The organism is Streptomyces sp. NPDC004667, assembly GCF_040609475.1.
Taxonomy (GTDB): domain Bacteria; phylum Actinomycetota; class Actinomycetes; order Streptomycetales; family Streptomycetaceae; genus Streptomyces.
Window position 1 is genome coordinate 26,794 of sequence record NZ_JBEXKC010000046.1, and the last position, 16,252, is coordinate 43,045.

Here is a 16,252-nt window from a genome sequence, read left to right on the forward strand (position 1 = left end):
GAAGCCACCGGACGGACGGTCGTCGCGACGGAAGCCGCCACCACGGTTGTCGTCACGACGGTCACCACCGGAACGGAAACCACCCGACGGACGGTCGTCACGGCGGAAGCCGCCACGGTCGCCACCACGGTCGTCACGGTTGAAGCCACCGGACGGACGGTCGTCGCGACGGAAGCCGCCACCACGGTTGTCGTCACGACGGTCACCACCGGAACGGAAACCACCCGACGGACGGTCATCGCGGCGGAAGCCGCCACGGTCGCCACCACGGTCGTCACGGCGGTTGTCGCGGCGCTCGTAGTTGCCGCGGTCGTCACGGCGCTCGAAGGTGCGCTCCTGGGCGACGGGCTCGGCCACGGCGGCGACGGCTGCCGCGACCTCGGCCTCGGCGGCCTCGACGACCTCGGCGACGGCGGCCTCCGGGTCCTCACCGCGCTCGCGGGCGGAACGGGCGACGAGGCGGTCGGCCTCCTCGCGCAGCTCCGCGGCGCGGCGGGTCAGGCGCTCCAGCTGCTTGGTGAGGTCGGCGACCTCGCGCTCGGCCTGCTTGGCGGCGTTGTTCGCGGAGTCGGCCTGGACCTGGGTGAGCGAGCGCGCACCGGTGATCTCGGCGACCTCGGGGTCGAACGCGCCGACGCCCTGGACGATGTGGCGCGAGGCGTCGACGCCCGCGTCCTCCATCAGGCGGAAGATCTGGCGGCGCTGGTGCGGCAGGGCCAGGGAGACCACGACGCCCGACTTGCCGGCGCGGGCGGTACGGCCCGAGCGGTGCAGGTAGTCCTTGTGGTCGCCGGCCGGGTCCACGTTGAGGACCAGGTCGATGCCGTCGACGTGGATGCCGCGGGCGGCGACGTCGGTGGCGACGAGCGCGTTGACGTAGCCGTCCTTGAAGTCGGCGAGGACGCGGGTACGGGCGCCCTGCGTCATGCCGCCGTGCAGCGCGTCGGCCTTCACGCCGGCCTCGATGAGCTGCTCGGCGATGCGGTCGGCGCCCAGCTGGGTGCGGACGAAGATGATGGTGCGGCCCTTGCGGGCGGCGATGGCGGCCGTGACCGGCGCCTTGTCCTTCGGCTTCACGACGAGGACGTGGTGGGTCATGGTCGAGACGTTGCCCTGGGCGCTGTCGACCTCGTGCGTGACGGGGTTGGACAGGTAGCGCTTGACCAGGGTGCCGATCTCGTTCTCCATGGTGGCGGAGAAGAGCATGCGCTGGCCGCCGCCGGGGATCTGGTCGAGCAGCTCGGTGACCTCGGGCAGGAAGCCCAGGTCGGCCATCTGGTCGGCCTCGTCGAGGACGGCCACCTCGACGTTCTCCAGGGAGCAGGCGCCGCGGTTGATGATGTCGCGCAGGCGGCCCGGGGTGGCGACGAGGACGTCGACGCCGCGCTCCAGGGCGTAGATCTGGTTGCCCATGGAGGTACCGCCGCAGACGACCTTCATCTTCAGGCCGAGGACGTCGCCGTAGGGCTGGAGGGCGTCCGCGACCTGCATCGCGAGCTCACGGGTCGGGGTGAGGATGATCGCGCGGGGCTTCTTCTTCTCGGTGAAGCCACCGGCCAGGCGGGCCAGGGTGGGCAGACCGAAGGAGAGGGTCTTGCCGGAGCCGGTACGACCGCGGCCGAGGATGTCCTTGCCGGCCAGGGCGTCCGGGATGGTCGCGGCCTGGATCGGGAACGGGGTGGTGACACCGTTCTGGGCGAGCTTGCGCACGACGCCCTCGGGCAGACCGAGGTCCGCGAAGGTGACGGTGGGCTCGGCGTCGCCGGCCTCGTCGGCGGAGTCGGCGGTGTCGCCGGTCACGTCGGCCTCGAGGGCCTCGATGATCTCGTCCGCCTCGATGGCCTCCATGGCCTCGGTGACCGCGAGGGTCTCGGCGTCGACGATCTCGTTGGTGTCGTTCTCGGGCATGACGGAACGGTCAGAACTGGAAATGGACATGCGAAATGCGAAACCTTCCGGAGTCTCGGCACGCGCCCAAACTCCGTGAATCGCAAATCGACCGCCTCAATGCGGTCAGCCACGGCTAGGGAGAGTACGCGCCACACGGCGCTCTTCGGATTCGGCGCCGGGCAATGGGATCAAACGATCTATAACCATACGCACCCTCCTGGGGGTCTGGCAAGTCGCTCCATGCGAATGGCCTCTGACCTGCGACGATGCCCAGGGTGTGCATTCCGGGTGGCCCGGCCCGACCGGGCGGGACCCCCTGCGCGCTAGGCCGTTCCGGTGGTCGGTTCGGACGTCGGCGGGGTCGGCGGACCGGTCTCCGGCGGCGTGGGGTGCGTCACAGGAGGGGTGGGTTCCACCACGGGCGGGGTGGTCGTCGACCCTCCGCTCCCGCCGGATCCGGACCCCGAACCGGAACCTGAGCCTCCGGAGCCGGAACCCGAGCCTGACCCCGACCCCGAACCCGAGCCGCCGGAGCCCGAACCGCCCGATCCGGAGCCGGAGCCCGAACCGCCGCCGGACGGCACCGGCCCGCCCTGCCCGCCCGCCCCGCCCCCCGGTCCGGCCGACGGCGAGGGCAGCCCCGGTTTCGCGGGGGCACCCGGGCCGGGGGAGGCCCCGGTCGCGCCGGAGGCCTTCCCGGGCTCACCGGACCTGCCGTCCTGGTTCCCCGTACCCTCCTTCACGCCATGGCCGTTGCCATGGATCCCGGAGCCGTGGCCGACCTGGCCGGCGCTCGCCCCGGCCGTGTCCTTGCCGCCCACGGAGGCCGCGGGACCCGGCTTGGCGGCCTCCTCGCCGACGCTCATGCAGCCTGCCGTCGCCGCGACGGCGAGCACGGAGACGGCGAGTCTCAGGGATGCGGACATGGGGCGCGGCAAAGGGCGCACGGGGGCACCTCCGGGACACTGGACGGGGTCCGCGTTGGGCGGGTCAATGTGCCCAACTCCCTTTACCCCGTAAGAGACACGCCCCTTACGCGAACAGCTGCCGGGCCACCTGCGACCCCAGGTGCACGGCACCGAGCCCGACCAGCACCGATCCCACGACGTTCGCGACGGCCAGGAACTTCCAGCCGCGCTCCGCCAGCCGCAGCGTCTCGTAGGAGAAGGTCGAGTACGTGCTCAGCGCCCCGCACAGGCCCGTCCCGAGCAGCAGCATCACCCCCGAGGATCCTGCCCCCGCCAGCACCGCCCCCGTCAGCGCCCCCAGCAGCAGGCAGGCGGCCGCGTTGACCACGAAGGTCCCCCACGGGAAGACGGAGTCGTGCCGGGACTGGACCGCCCGGTCGGTCAGGTAGCGCAGCGGCGCCCCGACCACCGCGCCGGCCACCACCAGCAGCCAGTTCACCCGCGCCCCCGTCCGGCCGGCCGGTCCGGCCCGTCCGCCACGGGCGCCGCCGCGAGCCGCACCGCGAGCCGGGTCGCCGAGGCCGCCGCCCAGACGGCGCCCAGCGCGGCGGCCACCGTGAGCCCGGCGTACGCCAGCGCGGCCTGCGCCCGCCCCGCGTCCAGCAGTCCGGAGAACTCGACGGCGTACGTCGAGAAGGTGGTGAACCCGCCGAGGATCCCGACGCCGACGAACGGCCGCACCAGCGGATGGGGCGCGCTGCGCCCGCCCTCGCTGATCAGCACCATCAGCACGCCGATCAGCGCGCAGCCCGAGACGTTGATCCAGAAGGTGGCCCAGGGGAACGCCCCGGGCCCGGTCGGCCACAGCAGGCCCACCCCGAAGCGCGCCGAGGCCCCCAGGGCGCCGCCCGCCGCGATCGCCGCCAGCACCCGGCCCTGCGGTTCGGCCCGCTGGGCGGGGACGTGGAGGTCGACATCGGGGTCGATCGCCTCGCCGCCCGCCACGGGGCGGGTCACCCGTAGCCCAGCGCGTGCAGGCGTTCGTCGTCGATCCCGAAGTGATGGGCGATCTCGTGCACCACCGTCACCTCCGTCTCGGCGACCACGCTCTCCCGGTCCTCGCACATCCGCAACGTGGGGTTCCGGTAGATGGTGATGCGGTCCGGCAGTACGCCGGCGTACCACTCGCCGCGCTCCGTGAGCGGGGTCCCCTCGTAGAGGCCGAGCAGCTCGGGATCGTCCGCCGGGGGCTCGTCCTCGACGAACACCGCGACGTTGTCCATCAGCCGCGTGAGCTCAGGCGGGATGCGGTCCAGGGCCTCTGCGACGAGCTCCTCGAACTCCTCGCGCGTCATCTCCAGCACTCGGCCATTGTCGCCCCGGGGGAAACCGTTTTGGCGATAGCTCCCCCGATCCCATATGCTTCTCACGTCCCCGACGCGCTGGAAAGTGCCCGGTGGGTCTTTAGCCCTCATCGTCTAGTGGCCCAGGACGCCGCCCTTTCAAGGCGGTAGCACGGGTTCGAATCCCGTTGGGGGTACGCAGTACATGTGCGAGACTTGTTCTCGCACAATGCAAGGACCTGTGGAGCAGTTGGTTAGCTCGCCACCCTGTCAAGGTGGAGGTCGCGGGTTCAAGTCCCGTCAGGTTCGCTGAGGCTGGAAACAGTCTCGTGGCTGGGTAGCTCAGTTGGTACGAGCGATCGCCTGAAAAGCGATAGGTCGCCGGTTCGACCCCGGCCCCAGCCACAAAAGGAAGGCCCCGTCCATCGGACGGGGCCTTTCGCGTTCACCCCTCCCGCTGCGTCCGGCGCCAGCGCACCAGCCCGACCGCCACGGCACCCGCGGCGATCAGGCCCAGCAGCGCCCAGTCCGGCACCGCGTCCGCGACGGAGCGCACCCGCTCCTCCACGGCGTACGAATCGTCCACGTCCAGCAGCCCGGGCAGGGCGCTCGCCCCGTCGAAGGCCAGGAACAGGGCGCCCAGGGTGATGAAGAACAGGCCGGACAGCAGCGAGGTCGAGTGCAGCCGGAGCCGGCCCAGCCGCAGGGTCCGGCCGCGCAGCCAGCGCCGGCGGCCCAGGTCGAAGCGCTCCCAGAGCAGGGCCAGCAGGAACAGGGGCACGGCCATGCCCAGCGCGTACACCGCCAGCAGCAGGCCGCCGTAGACCGGACTGCCGCTGACCGCCGCCACCGTCAGGACGCTGCCCAGGATCGGACCGGCGCAGAAGCCGGCCAGCCCGTAGACGGCGCCCAGCGCGTACACGGACAGCGCGGTGACCGGCCGGATCCGCCCGGACAGCTCGGAGATCCGGCGGGAGGAGAAGCCCAGACCGAGGATCTGCGCGAGACCGAGCGCGATGATCAGCCACCCGCCGAAGAGGACGAGCCCCTCGCGGTGGCCGTGGAAGAACCGGCCCGCGTACGAGCCCGCCGCGCCCAGCGGTACGAGGGTGCTCGCGAGGCCGGCGTAGAAGATCCCGGTGCGGGCCAGGAGCCGGGAGGTGGAGTCGATCGAGTAGGCGAAGAAGGCGGGCAGCAGCAGGGCGCTGCACGGGCTCAGCAGGGCGAGGAGGCCGCCCAGCAGGGCGGCCAGGTATCCGATGCCGTTCACTTGCCCGCCGCCGCGGCCGCCCGGCTGATGGCGGCCTCGAAGGCGGCGAGGGGCTGGGCGCCGGCCAGGGGCTGCCCGCCGACCAGGAAGGAGGGGGTGGAGCTCACGCCGATGCGGTAGCCCTCCTCCTGGTCCCTGCGCAGCGCCTCGGCGGCCTGCGGTCCGGCCATGTCCTGCCGGAAGCGTTCCAGGTCGGGGACCCCGGCCTCGCGGGCCAGCTCGACGAGCCGTTCCTCGCCGAAGCCCTTCTCCTTGGCGCCGTCGGCGTACGCGGCGGCGTGGAAGGCCGCGAAGCGGTCCTGCTGTCCGGCTGCCCAGGCGGCCTTGGCGGCGGCCTCGGAGTCGGCGCCGAAGATCGGGAAGTTGCGCCACTCGATGCGCAGGGTTCCGGCGTCGACGTACTTCTTCACCAGGGCGGGCTCGGTGTCCCGGGCGAACTTGCCGCAGTAGCCGCACTTGAAGTCGGAGTACTCGATGAGGACGACGGGCGCGTCGGGGCGGCCCAGTGCCAGCTTGTCGCCGGCCTCGCGGCGGGCCAGGGCCTTGAGCTCGGCCAGGGGGTCCTCGGCGCGGGGGGTGGAGCCGGCGGCGGAGGCGGTGTCGCGGGACTCGTCCCGGGGGCCCGAGGCCTGCCAGGAGACGAGTCCGAGGGTGATCGCGGCGACGGCGACCCCGGCGCAGACCAGCAGGGGCGTGCGGGAGGCGCGTTTGCGGGAGGCGGGCTTGCGGGTGGAAGAGGACATACGGGTGCTCCTGAGGGGCGGAAGGGGTGAGGGGGACCGGTGGTGACCGCTCCCCTTACACCCGCAGCACCGACAGCTCCACGGGGCCGGGCGCCGGCCGGTCCGGCCCGCGTACGAGGACCCGCAGGGGCGCCGTACCGCGCGGGCCGGCCTCCCCGGGCACGACCCCGGCGACCGGGAGCTGCGCGTGCTCGCCCCCGGTGCGCGGCGGAACGGCGGGGACGCCGCCGTGGTCGGGGCCGTCGGGCGCACAGCGCGGCCCCTGCTCCTGCGCCCCCGCGGCCGGTGCGAAGGCCGGAGCCGCCTGGGCCGGGGTGGCCCGGGGCGCGGTGACCTGGGCCGGGGCGGCCGACGCGGTGGGGGCCACGGTGGCCAGCAGCGTCGCGAGCACGGCTGCCAGGAGGCACCACACACGACGGCGGCGGGACACAGTGGGCTGCCTCTCACTTGCGCAAACGGGGGGACTCGTCCCGAAATGGTACGGGGAGGGGCACAAATGCGTTCGCCACCCGCCGGGCCCAGGTGAGATCCTCGACCAGGTATGTCTACTTCCTTCGCCGCCCTGCAGACGCTTCTCGGTGAGATCTCCCTCCGTGACGCGCACCGCCTCGGCCGCCGCCTCGAAGGCGCCCGCCGCATCCGCAAGCCCGAGGCCAAGCAGGCCGTGCTCGACGAGATCGCCGCGGAGGCCACCAAGGCCGCCGAGCGACTGGCCGGCCGTGCCTCGCGGATGCCGGAGGTCACGTATCCCGAGAACCTGCCCGTCAGCCAGAAGAAGGACGAGATCGCCGAGGCGATACGCGACCACCAGGTCGTGATCGTCGCGGGCGAGACCGGCTCCGGCAAGACCACGCAGATCCCCAAGATCTGCATGGAGCTGGGGCGCGGTGTCCGGGGCATGATCGGGCACACCCAGCCCCGCCGGATCGCCGCCCGTACGGTGGCGGAGCGGATCGCGGAGGAGCTGAGGTCCGAGATCGGCCAGACGGTCGGCTGGAAGGTCCGGTTCACCGACCAGGTGGACCAGGACGCGACCTTCGTGAAGCTGATGACGGACGGCATCCTGCTCGCCGAGATCCAGACGGACCGCGAGCTGCGCGCCTACGACACGATCATCATCGACGAGGCGCACGAGCGGTCCCTGAACATCGACTTCCTGCTCGGTTACCTGGCGACGCTGCTGCCCAAGCGCCCCGATCTGAAGGTCGTCATCACCTCGGCGACCATCGACCCCGAGCGGTTCTCCCGGCACTTCGGGGACGCGCCGATCGTCGAGGTCAGCGGGCGGACGTATCCGGTGGAGGTCCGCTACCGGCCGCTGCTGGAGGAGGACTCCGAGGACGCCGACCGCGACCAGATCACCGCGATCTGCGAGGCCGTCGACGAGCTCCAGGGGGAGGGGCCGGGCGACATCCTGGTGTTCCTCTCGGGCGAGCGCGAGATCCGGGACACGGCGGACGCGCTGGAGAAGCGCAAGCTCCGCTTCACCGAGGTGCTCCCCCTCTACGCCCGTCTCTCGCACGCCGAGCAGCACCGGGTGTTCCAGCAGCACACGGGCCGGCGGATCGTCCTGGCGACGAACGTCGCGGAGACCTCCCTGACGGTCCCCGGCATCAAGTACGTGATCGACCCGGGCACGGCCCGCATCTCGCGCTACAGCCACCGCACCAAGGTGCAGCGGCTGCCCATCGAGCGGATCTCGCAGGCCAGTGCCAACCAGCGCAAGGGCCGCTGCGGCCGTACCAGCGACGGCATCTGCGTCCGGCTCTACTCCGAGGCCGACTTCGACGCCCGTCCGGAGTTCACGGACGCCGAGATCCTGCGCACCAACCTGGCCTCCGTCATCCTCCAGATGACCGCGGCGGGCCTGGGCGAGATCGAGAAGTTCCCCTTCATCGACCCGCCGGACCACCGCAACATCCGGGACGGCGTGCAGCTGCTCCAGGAGCTGGGCGCGCTGGACCCGGCCGAGAAGGACCACAAGAAGCGGCTCACCCCGATGGGCCGCCAGCTGTCCCAGCTGCCCGTGGACCCGCGGCTGGCGCGGATGGTGGTGGAGGCGGACAAGAACAACTGCGTCCGCGAGGTCATGGTGATCGCGGCGGCGCTGTCGATCCAGGACCCGCGCGAGCGGCCCTCGGACAAGCAGACGCAGGCGGACCAGAACCACGCCCGCTTCAAGGACGAGACGAGCGACTTCCTCTCGTTCCTGAACATCTGGCGCTACGTCCGCGAGCAGCAGAAGGAGCGCGGCTCGTCGTCCTTCCGCCGGATGTGCAAGCAGGAGTACCTGAACTTCCTGCGCATCCGCGAATGGCAGGACATCTACTCGCAGCTGCGTACGGTCGCCAAGACGATGGGGATCCACGTCAACGAGGCGGACGCCCCCGAGACGAACATCCACATCTCGCTGCTGGCCGGCCTGCTGTCGCACATCGGCCTGAAGGACACCGACAAGAACGAGTACCTGGGCGCCCGCTCGGCCAAGTTCGCGATCTTCCCGGGCTCCTCCCTCTTCAAGAAGCAGCCGAAGTTCCTGATGTCGGCGGAGCTGGTCGAGACCTCGCGGCTGTGGGCGCGGGTGAACGCGAAGGTGGAGCCCGAGTGGGTGGAGCCGCTCGCGCAGCACCTGATCAAGCGCACGTACAGCGAGCCGCACTGGGAGAAGGACCAGGCGGCGGTGATGGCGTACGAGAAGGTGACCCTGTACGGGGTGCCGATCGTCGCCCAGCGGAAGATCAACTACGGCCGCATCGACCCCGAGGTCTCGCGGGAGCTGTTCATCCGCAACGCGCTGGTCGAGGGCGACTGGCGCACGCACCACAAGTTCTACGCCGACAACCGCAAGCTCCTCACCGAGGTGGAGGAGCTGGAGAACCGGGCGCGGCGCCGCGACATCGTGGTCGACGACGAGACCCTGTTCGACTTCTACGACCAGCGCATCCCGGAGCACGTGGTCTCGGGGGCGCACTTCGACTCCTGGTGGAAGCACAAGAAGCGCGAGGAGCCCGAACTCCTCGACTTCGAGCGCGAGATGCTGCTCACGGAGAAGGCGGCCGGGGTCACCAAGGCCGACTACCCGGACAGCTGGCAGCAGGGCCGGCTGAAGTTCCGGGTGACCTACCAGTTCGAGCCGGGCGCGGACGCGGACGGCGTGACCGTCCACATCCCGCTCCAGGTGCTGAACCAGGTCACGGACGAGGGCTTCGACTGGCAGATCCCGGGTCTGCGCGAGGAGGTCGTCACCGAGCTGATCCGCTCGCTGCCGAAGCCGATCCGCCGGCACTACGTACCGGCGCCGAACTTCGCGACCCGCTTCCTGGACACGGCCGTCCCCCTGCAGGAGCCGCTGCACGTGACGCTGGCGCGGGAGCTGCACCGGATGGTCGGGGTGCCGGTCTCGGCCGACGACTTCGACCTGTCCCGGATCCCGGACCACCTGAAGATCACCTTCCGGATCATCGACGAGCGGCGCAAGAAGCTCGCCGAGGACAAGGACCTGGAGGCCCTGCGGCTCTCGCTGAAGCCCAAGGCCCGCCAGGCCCTGTCCAAGGCCGCGGCGGCCACCGCCGAGCGGGCGGGCGGGGAGTCGCTGGAGCGCTCCGGGCTGACCGACTGGACGATCGGCACCCTGACCCGGGTGTTCGAGACCCGGCGGGCGGGCCAGCCGGTGAAGGCGTATCCGGCGCTGGTGGACGCGGGGACGAGCGTCTGCGTACGGCTCTTCGACACCGAGGCCGAGCAGCAGCAGGCCATGTGGCTGGGCACCCGGAGGCTGATCCTCCTCAACATCCCGGTGAACCCGGCGAAGTTCGCCTCGGACAAGCTCACCAACCAGCAGAAGCTGGCCCTGTCCCGCAACCCGCACGGCTCCATCCAGGCGCTGTTCGACGACTGCGCCACGGCGGCGGCCGACCGGCTGATCGCCGACCACGGCGGGCCGGCCTGGGACGAGGCGGGCTTCCGGAAGCTCTACGACGCGGTGCGGGCCGACCTGGTGGACACGACCGTACGGACCGTCGCCCAGGTGCAGCAGGTGCTCGCCGCCTGGCAGGCGTGCGAGCGGCGGCTGAAGGCGACCAACAGCCTGGCCCTGATGGCGAACGTCGCGGACGTGAGGGCGCAGCTGGCGGCCCTGGTGCCGGCCGGCTTCGTGACCCTCGCGGGCCTGCGCCGGCTGCCGGACCTGATGCGGTACCTGGTGGCGGCCGACCGGCGGCTCCAGCAGATGCCGACGGGCGCCCAGCGCGACACCACGCGCATGGAGAAGGTCCACGAGATGCGGGACGAGTACCTGTGGCTGCTGGAGCAGCTGCCGAAGGGCCGCCCGGTGCCGGAGGCGGTCACCGAGATCCGCTGGATGATCGAGGAACTGCGGGTCAGCTACTTCGCCCACGCGCTCGGAACGGCCTACCCGATCTCCGACAAACGCATCGTGAAGGCGGTCGACGCCCTCGCCCCGTGATCGGGTTCGACCGCACCCCCTGACCTGCTGTACAGTGTCATTCGCAGCCGGGAAATCGGCCGCGATCGAGGACCTGTGGAGCAGTTGGTTAGCTCGCCACCCTGTCAAGGTGGAGGTCGCGGGTTCAAGTCCCGTCAGGTTCGCAGAAACGTCAGGGCCCGTATCCCGCAAGGGATACGGGCCCTGACGCGTTTCCGGGCCGACCTCGCAGGACACCGGAGCACCCCCCGTGTCCACATGATCACCCAGCCGGTCGCGCGGCGACCCCGGACGGCCCTGAGGGCCCCTCAGCGGTCACCGGGAGCCCCGCGCCGCCTCACACTCCCCTCCCGGCCCGACGGAGCCTCCAGAGGGCTTCCAGCGGCTCGGGCTACACCTGTCACCCGGGAGGGCAAATTCCCCCGTCCGCGTGAGTCGCTCTGCACCGGAGATCCCCTTACGGGGTGCATTGCCGGATGTACAAGAGTTATCAGCTGTGACGGGAGTCACCACACGAGTTTTTGAGACCCGCACGTTTATCGGACTCCTACGCCCGCTCGATTTAATATGTGCAATGGCACCCATCCCGCCGGCCCCCCAGCAGCCGCCGGACGACACCCCTCCTCCGGGCATAAAAAAGATCGCGCTGGACCCGGCGGAGTCCAGCGCGATCGACGGTGTGGCCTGTTGGGGCAAGCTCCACCGTATGAAGCCTTGTGGGTTTCATCGGATTGGGGGACCCGATACGAACCCGTTTAAAGCAGTGGTGCTGCGGGACCTCAGGCCTCGCTGCGCTGCTGCGGAATTCCCGCGAGCAGTGCGCGAACCTCGGCCTCGCGGTAACGGCGGTGTCCACCCAGGGTGCGGATGGACGTGAGCTTGCCAGCCTTGGCCCAGCGGGTGACCGTCTTCGGGTCCACGCGGAACATCGTGGCAACCTCAGCCGGGGTCAGCAGCGGCTCGGCATCAGGGGTGCGAGCGGTCATGAGCGGCCTCCTCGGGAGAACCGAACCATCTCGGTTCTTTCCTCTAAATTCTGCACCTTGGCCCGCGTTGCCCGAAATGGACATACGCAGGCCGAGTCGGTTATAGGACGAACGGCTTGTCCTCGGCACTACAACTACACCATCCGTCCAGCCCCAAGGGCCAAACCGATGGAATTGCCCTCCGAGGTGTTCATCAGCGGCGGAAGCCGATGGACCGCCCCATAACGGACAGTCACCCCACTGTGACGATCAGTCACAGAGCGATCAGGAGTCGTCAGACCCCCCATAGAGTGCAATACCGAGCATTCCGCCCTTAGTTGGGCGGAAGGAACCCTCCCCGGACTCCTTGTCCTATTTTGGCACGAGGGTAGGGGAAGGGCGCAAGGGTGTAGATAGTGCGTTCCGTCACGCTTGGGCCAATGGCCCGTATCAGGACGTAGGTCCTGGAACTAAGACCCTAATGTGGTGATCAAGCCTCTGATCAGCCACTTGTGCCCGATCGACCGATGACTACCGATACGGGCGATACGCACCGCGTCCGAAAGGGGGTGCGGCCACCGTCACACGATGCCTCATCCGTCAGTTCGCGAACAGTCTCTCCCGCACCTTTCGCCAGCGCAGTGCCAATTCGACGTACACCTGCGACGCCCCGTCGAGGTCCCCCGCCCGCAACGCCGCGATCCCCTCCGCCAGATCGCGGGCCGACCGGTCCCCCGCCAGATCGTCAGCGGGCAACGCGTGCAGCAGCCCGCCGTAGTCCAGTTCGACCATCGACCGCGGGTGGAACTCCTCCAGCCAGCTGCCGACCTCCACCAGCCCCTCGGCCAGCGGCCCGTACCCCTCCGCCTGCCGCAGCGTCCGCAGCCCCCGGGCCAGGCGCCGCCGGGCCTGCACCATCGGCGTCCGGTAGCGCAGCCGTTCGCCCGGCAGGTACTCCCGCTCCTCGTCCGCCACCAGTACGAACCAGCGCAGCGGCACCTGCCACACCCCCGTGCGGATCCACGGGCGCGCGTCCGGGTTCCGCTCGCGCCACGCCTCGTACTCCTCGACGGCCCGGCGGCGGGTCTCCGCCGGAAGGGCCGCGTCGAGGACCGGCGGGGGGAAGGAATCCGCCAGCTCCCGCAGCGCCAGCCAGCCGCGCAGCCGGGTCCGCCAGGGGCAGACCAGCAGCGACCCGTCCAGGTCCGTCGTGAAGGCGTCCGCGCTCTCGTGCGCCGGGACCCCCACCACGGGCACGCGCACCAGATCGGAGAGGGACCGGCGCAGTTCGTCCTGGGCCGTCGGGGCGGTCCCGCGCCGGGCGTAGTCCGCCCAGTGGGTCCGCTCCGGCTCCGGGAAGGCCGCCAAGGGCTCGTAGACGCGCAGGTAGGAGGCGTACGGGACGACCGGCGCGGGGCGGGGGGAATCGTTCACGCTCTCGTACTCCCCTCTTTTCAGGCTCGGTTCACCTCCGGGGCGCCGATGCCGGGGGAACAGGTCCGTGCGTGCTCGAAAACCGCTCGTTCCTCGCGGTTTCCTCCGCGCGCTCGGACCTGTTCCCCCGGCGCGCCCCTTCGGTTCACCCGCCCGGTGCTCGCTGCGGATGAGGGCCTCGGGGCGGGGCCGGTCACACGGGAGTGTTCCGATCCCCGGACAGGGGCCGCCCCGGCGCGCCGCAGGTCTTACTCTGCTCCCAGTGCGCCCTCCCCCACCCGCAGGGCGGGCGTCCTTTCCGCCGCATCTCTTCCATGGGAGTCACCACCGTGACCGAAATGACCGACGGCGTCCTGCACACCCTGTTCCGCAGCGAACAGGGCGGCCACGAGCAAGTCGTGCTGTGCCAGGACCGAGCCTCAGGCCTCAAGGCCGTCATCGCCATCCACTCCACCGCCCTGGGCCCCGCCCTCGGCGGCACGCGGTTCCACGCGTACGCCTCCGACGAGGAGGCCGTCCGGGACGCGCTCAACCTCTCGCGCGGCATGTCGTACAAGAACGCCCTCGCCGGTCTCGACCTCGGCGGCGGCAAGGCCGTGATCATCGGCGACCCGTCGGTGCTCAAGAGCGAGGAACTGCTGCTGGCCTACGGCCGGTTCGTGGAGTCCCTCGGCGGTCGCTACGTCACCGCCTGCGACGTCGGCACGTACGTCGCCGACATGGACGTCGTGGCCCGCGAGACCCGCTGGGCCACCGGCCGCTCCCCCGAGAACGGCGGCGCCGGCGACTCCTCGGTGCTCACCGCCTTCGGCGTCTTCCAGGGCATGCGCGCCAGTGCCCAGCACCTGTGGGGCGACCCGACGCTGCGCGGCCGCAAGGTCGGCGTCGCCGGCGTCGGCAAGGTCGGCCGCCACCTGGTGGAGCACCTGCTCGCGGACGGCGCGGAGGTCGTGATCACGGACGTCCGCGAGGAGTCCGTGCGCGAGATCCTCGACAAGCACCCCGGCGGCGCGGTCACGGCGGTCGCCGACACCGAGGCGCTGATCCGCACGGAGGGCCTGGACATCTACGCCCCCTGCGCGCTCGGCGGTGCGCTGAACGACGACTCCGTCCCGGTGCTGACCGCGACCGTCGTCTGCGGCGCGGCCAACAACCAGCTCGCCCACCCGGGCGTCGAGAAGGACCTCGCCGACCGCGGGATCCTCTACGCGCCGGACTACGTGGTCAACGCGGGCGGTGTCATCCAGGTCGCCGACGAGCTGCACGGCTTCGACTTCGACCGGTGCAAGGCCAAGGCGACGAAGATCTTCGACACCACGCTGGCCATATTCGCACGTGCGAAGGCGGACGGGATTCCGCCGGCCGCCGCGGCCGACCGGATCGCCGAGCAGCGGATGGCCGACGCGCTCGCCGCGCGCACCGCGGCCCGCACCGCCTAGGTCCGGCGGGACCCGCCGGGGTGCGGCGAGACGGAACTCACTGCACTTCGGCGGGTCGTGGGCCAGGAAAGCGTTAAAATCGCAGCTGACCAGCGAGTACGGGGTGCCCCGCTGGTTCTGCGGCGAGGCGTGTCATGCGGGCGGCGTACCGTATGGCCGCGGAAGCAGGTACCGTTAAACCCCTACGGACGGTCTCTCCACGGAGAGCCCGCTCCGAACCATGAACGCGTGTCAGACTCTGGGGCCGTCGAGCCCCGTCACCGAGGGGGTCGAGCCATGGGGCGCGGCCGGGCCAAGGCCAAGCAGACAAAGGTCGCCCGCCAGCTGAAGTACAACAGCGGCGGGACTGACCTCTCGCGTCTGGCCAATGAGCTGGGCGCATCGCCGACGGAGCCGCTGCCTATCAGCGCGCCGGTCGAAGTCGATGACGATCTGGACGACGACGACCCGTACGCCAAGTACGCGGATCTGTACAACAGCGATGACGACGAGGACGAGGACGAAGAGTCCGGTCCGTCGGCGCACCGTCGCGGGGCTTGACGCGCAGAATTCCTGCACCGGGCGTTCCGCCCGCGGCTCCAACACCCGTGAACACTGAAACCCGGTCCAGGGCTTTTGCCCCGGACCGGGTTTCAGTGCTGCTCAGACCGCGTAAGAGCCGGTGAGGGTCGCGCCCTCGGCGTGGTCGCCCCGGTCGAGGATCTCGCCGGCGACCCAGGCGTCGACGCCCCGGTCCGCGAGGGTGGTCAGGGCCACGTCCACCGACTCCTGCGGGACCACGGCCATCATGCCGACGCCCATGTTCAGGGTCTTCTCCAGCTCCAGCCGCTCGACCGATCCGGCCTTGCCGACCAGGTCGAAGACCGCACCCGGGGTCCAGGTGGAGCGGTCGACCGTGGCGTGCAGGTGGTCCGGGATGACCCGGGCCAGGTTCGCCGCGAGGCCGCCGCCCGTGATGTGCGAGTAGGCGTGGACCTCGGCCGTGCGGGTGAGCGCCAGGCAGTCCAGCGAGTAGATCTTGGTCGGCTCCAGCAGTTCCTCGCCGAGGGTCCGGCCGAGCTCCTCCACGTGCTGGTCCAGGGACATCCCGGCCCGGTCGAAGAGGACGTGGCGGACGAGCGAGTACCCGTTCGAGTGAAGGCCGGACGAAGCCATCGCGATGACGGCGTCCCCCGTACGGATGCGATCGGCGCCCAGCAGGCGGTCGTACTCGACGACGCCGGTGCCGGCGCCCGCCACGTCGAAGTCGTCCGGGCCCAGCAGGCCCGGGTGCTCGGCGGTCTCGCCGCCGACCAGGGCGCAGCCGGCGAGGACGCAGCCCTCGGCGATGCCCTTCACGATGGCCGCGACACGCTCGGGGTGCACCTTGCCGACGCAGATGTAGTCCGTCATGAAGAGCGGCTCGGCGCCGCAGACGACGATGTCGTCCATGACCATCGCGACCAGGTCGTGGCCGATCGTGTCGTACACGCCCATCTGGCGGGCGATGTCGACCTTGGTGCCCACCCCGTCGGTGGCCGAGGCCAGCAGCGGGCGCTCGTAGCGCTTGAGGGCGGAGGCGTCGAAGAGGCCGGCGAAGCCGCCGAGGCCGCCGAGGACCTCGGGGCGCTGCGTCTTCTTCACCCACTCCTTCATCAGCTCGACGGCGCGGTCGCCCGCTTCGATGTCCACGCCTGCGGCTGCGTAGCTGGCACCGGTGGTCTTCTCTGTCATGACAGGAGAGAGCTTTCGTGTCGTTACTGCGGGTGGTGCTGGGCCCTGGGAGAAGCCTCAAAGACAGGGCCCAGCGCAGGTTGAGCCGGCCGGGCGGAGCGTC

The 16,252-nt window shown here is 70.8% G+C and carries 13 protein-coding genes and 4 tRNA genes; 7 read left to right on the plus strand and 10 right to left on the minus strand.

Translation table 11 applies throughout. The features are described 5' to 3' along the window. The 4 genes from ABZW32_RS24195 to ABZW32_RS24210 form a co-directional block, all read right to left on the minus strand. Positions 1-1,938: DEAD/DEAH box helicase (locus ABZW32_RS24195; protein ID WP_356219150.1), on the minus strand; the 1,938-nt coding region annotated here is incomplete at its 3' end. A 984-nt stretch (positions 1,939-2,922) separates the two neighbouring features. Continuing rightward, positions 2,923-3,297 (minus strand): CrcB family protein, encoded by a 375-nt coding sequence (locus ABZW32_RS24200; protein ID WP_356219153.1) that lies wholly within the window; start codon positions 3,295-3,297, stop codon positions 2,923-2,925. Continuing rightward, the gene (locus ABZW32_RS24205) at positions 3,294-3,785 is read right to left on the minus strand and encodes a CrcB family protein (RefSeq protein WP_356219221.1); all 492 of its coding nucleotides are present in this window, start codon (positions 3,783-3,785) and stop codon (positions 3,294-3,296) included. Before ABZW32_RS24205 ends, ABZW32_RS24200 begins: the two co-directional genes overlap by 4 nt. Before the next feature lie 26 nt (positions 3,786-3,811). Continuing rightward, entirely contained in the window at positions 3,812-4,162 is a 351-nt protein-coding gene (locus ABZW32_RS24210) for a metallopeptidase family protein (RefSeq protein WP_030225620.1), read from the minus strand. A gap of 103 nt (positions 4,163-4,265) precedes the next feature. Between ABZW32_RS24210 and ABZW32_RS24215 the strand changes: the two genes are divergently transcribed. From ABZW32_RS24215 to ABZW32_RS24225, 3 genes are all read left to right on the plus strand, one after another. Next, positions 4,266-4,338, plus strand: a tRNA-Glu gene (locus tag ABZW32_RS24215). 38 nt (positions 4,339-4,376) lie between these two features. Further along, positions 4,377-4,450 (plus strand) — tRNA-Asp (locus ABZW32_RS24220). A 22-nt stretch (positions 4,451-4,472) separates the two neighbouring features. Further along, a tRNA-Phe gene (locus tag ABZW32_RS24225) sits at positions 4,473-4,546 on the plus strand. A 40-nt stretch (positions 4,547-4,586) separates the two neighbouring features. Here the strand turns inward: ABZW32_RS24225 and ABZW32_RS24230 are convergent. From ABZW32_RS24230 to ABZW32_RS24240, 3 genes are read right to left on the minus strand one after another with little or no spacing between them, the layout of a single operon-like run. Further along, positions 4,587-5,411, minus strand: coding sequence for a cytochrome c biogenesis CcdA family protein (locus ABZW32_RS24230; RefSeq protein WP_356219156.1), 825 nt, complete (start codon positions 5,409-5,411; stop codon positions 4,587-4,589). Further along, on the minus strand, positions 5,408-6,154 hold the full coding sequence (locus ABZW32_RS24235) for a thioredoxin domain-containing protein (protein WP_356219159.1): 747 nt from the start codon (positions 6,152-6,154) through the stop codon (positions 5,408-5,410). Before ABZW32_RS24235 ends, ABZW32_RS24230 begins: the two co-directional genes overlap by 4 nt. Before the next feature lie 55 nt (positions 6,155-6,209). Further along, positions 6,210-6,545: a hypothetical protein gene (locus tag ABZW32_RS24240; protein ID WP_356219161.1), complete on the minus strand. Its 336-nt coding sequence runs from the start codon at positions 6,543-6,545 to the stop codon at positions 6,210-6,212. Positions 6,546-6,695: 150 nt separating this feature from the next. Between ABZW32_RS24240 and hrpA the strand changes: the two genes are divergently transcribed. Both hrpA and ABZW32_RS24250 read left to right on the plus strand, forming a co-directional pair. Continuing rightward, positions 6,696-10,619 carry an ATP-dependent RNA helicase HrpA gene (gene hrpA / locus ABZW32_RS24245; protein ID WP_356219164.1) on the plus strand — a complete coding sequence of 1,308 codons (3,924 nt, stop codon included), beginning with the start codon at positions 6,696-6,698 and terminating at the stop codon, positions 10,617-10,619. A 69-nt stretch (positions 10,620-10,688) separates the two neighbouring features. After that, positions 10,689-10,762 (plus strand) — tRNA-Asp (locus ABZW32_RS24250). 615 nt (positions 10,763-11,377) lie between these two features. Here the strand turns inward: ABZW32_RS24250 and bldC are convergent. Both bldC and ABZW32_RS24260 read right to left on the minus strand, forming a co-directional pair. Further along, positions 11,378-11,584, minus strand: a complete 207-nt coding sequence (gene bldC, locus ABZW32_RS24255) for a developmental transcriptional regulator BldC (RefSeq protein WP_003949541.1) — start codon at positions 11,582-11,584, stop codon at positions 11,378-11,380. Positions 11,585-12,163: 579 nt separating this feature from the next. Further along, a complete protein-coding gene (locus ABZW32_RS24260; protein ID WP_356219166.1) occupies positions 12,164-12,997 on the minus strand; it encodes a hypothetical protein in 834 nt (277 codons plus the stop codon). Positions 12,998-13,311: 314 nt separating this feature from the next. On the opposite strand from ABZW32_RS24260, the gene ABZW32_RS24265 reads away from it, so the two are divergent. Continuing rightward, positions 13,312-14,436, plus strand: a complete 1,125-nt coding sequence (locus ABZW32_RS24265; protein ID WP_356219169.1) for a Glu/Leu/Phe/Val dehydrogenase dimerization domain-containing protein — start codon at positions 13,312-13,314, stop codon at positions 14,434-14,436. Positions 14,437-14,712: 276 nt separating this feature from the next. Then, positions 14,713-14,976 (plus strand): DUF3073 domain-containing protein, encoded by a 264-nt coding sequence (locus ABZW32_RS24270; RefSeq protein WP_266575285.1) that lies wholly within the window; start codon positions 14,713-14,715, stop codon positions 14,974-14,976. Positions 14,977-15,078: 102 nt separating this feature from the next. On the opposite strand, the gene purM is transcribed toward ABZW32_RS24270, so the two are convergent. Beyond that, positions 15,079-16,149 carry a phosphoribosylformylglycinamidine cyclo-ligase gene (gene purM / locus ABZW32_RS24275; RefSeq protein WP_266840548.1) on the minus strand — a complete coding sequence of 357 codons (1,071 nt, stop codon included), beginning with the start codon at positions 16,147-16,149 and terminating at the stop codon, positions 15,079-15,081. Positions 16,150-16,252 lie beyond the last annotated feature (103 nt).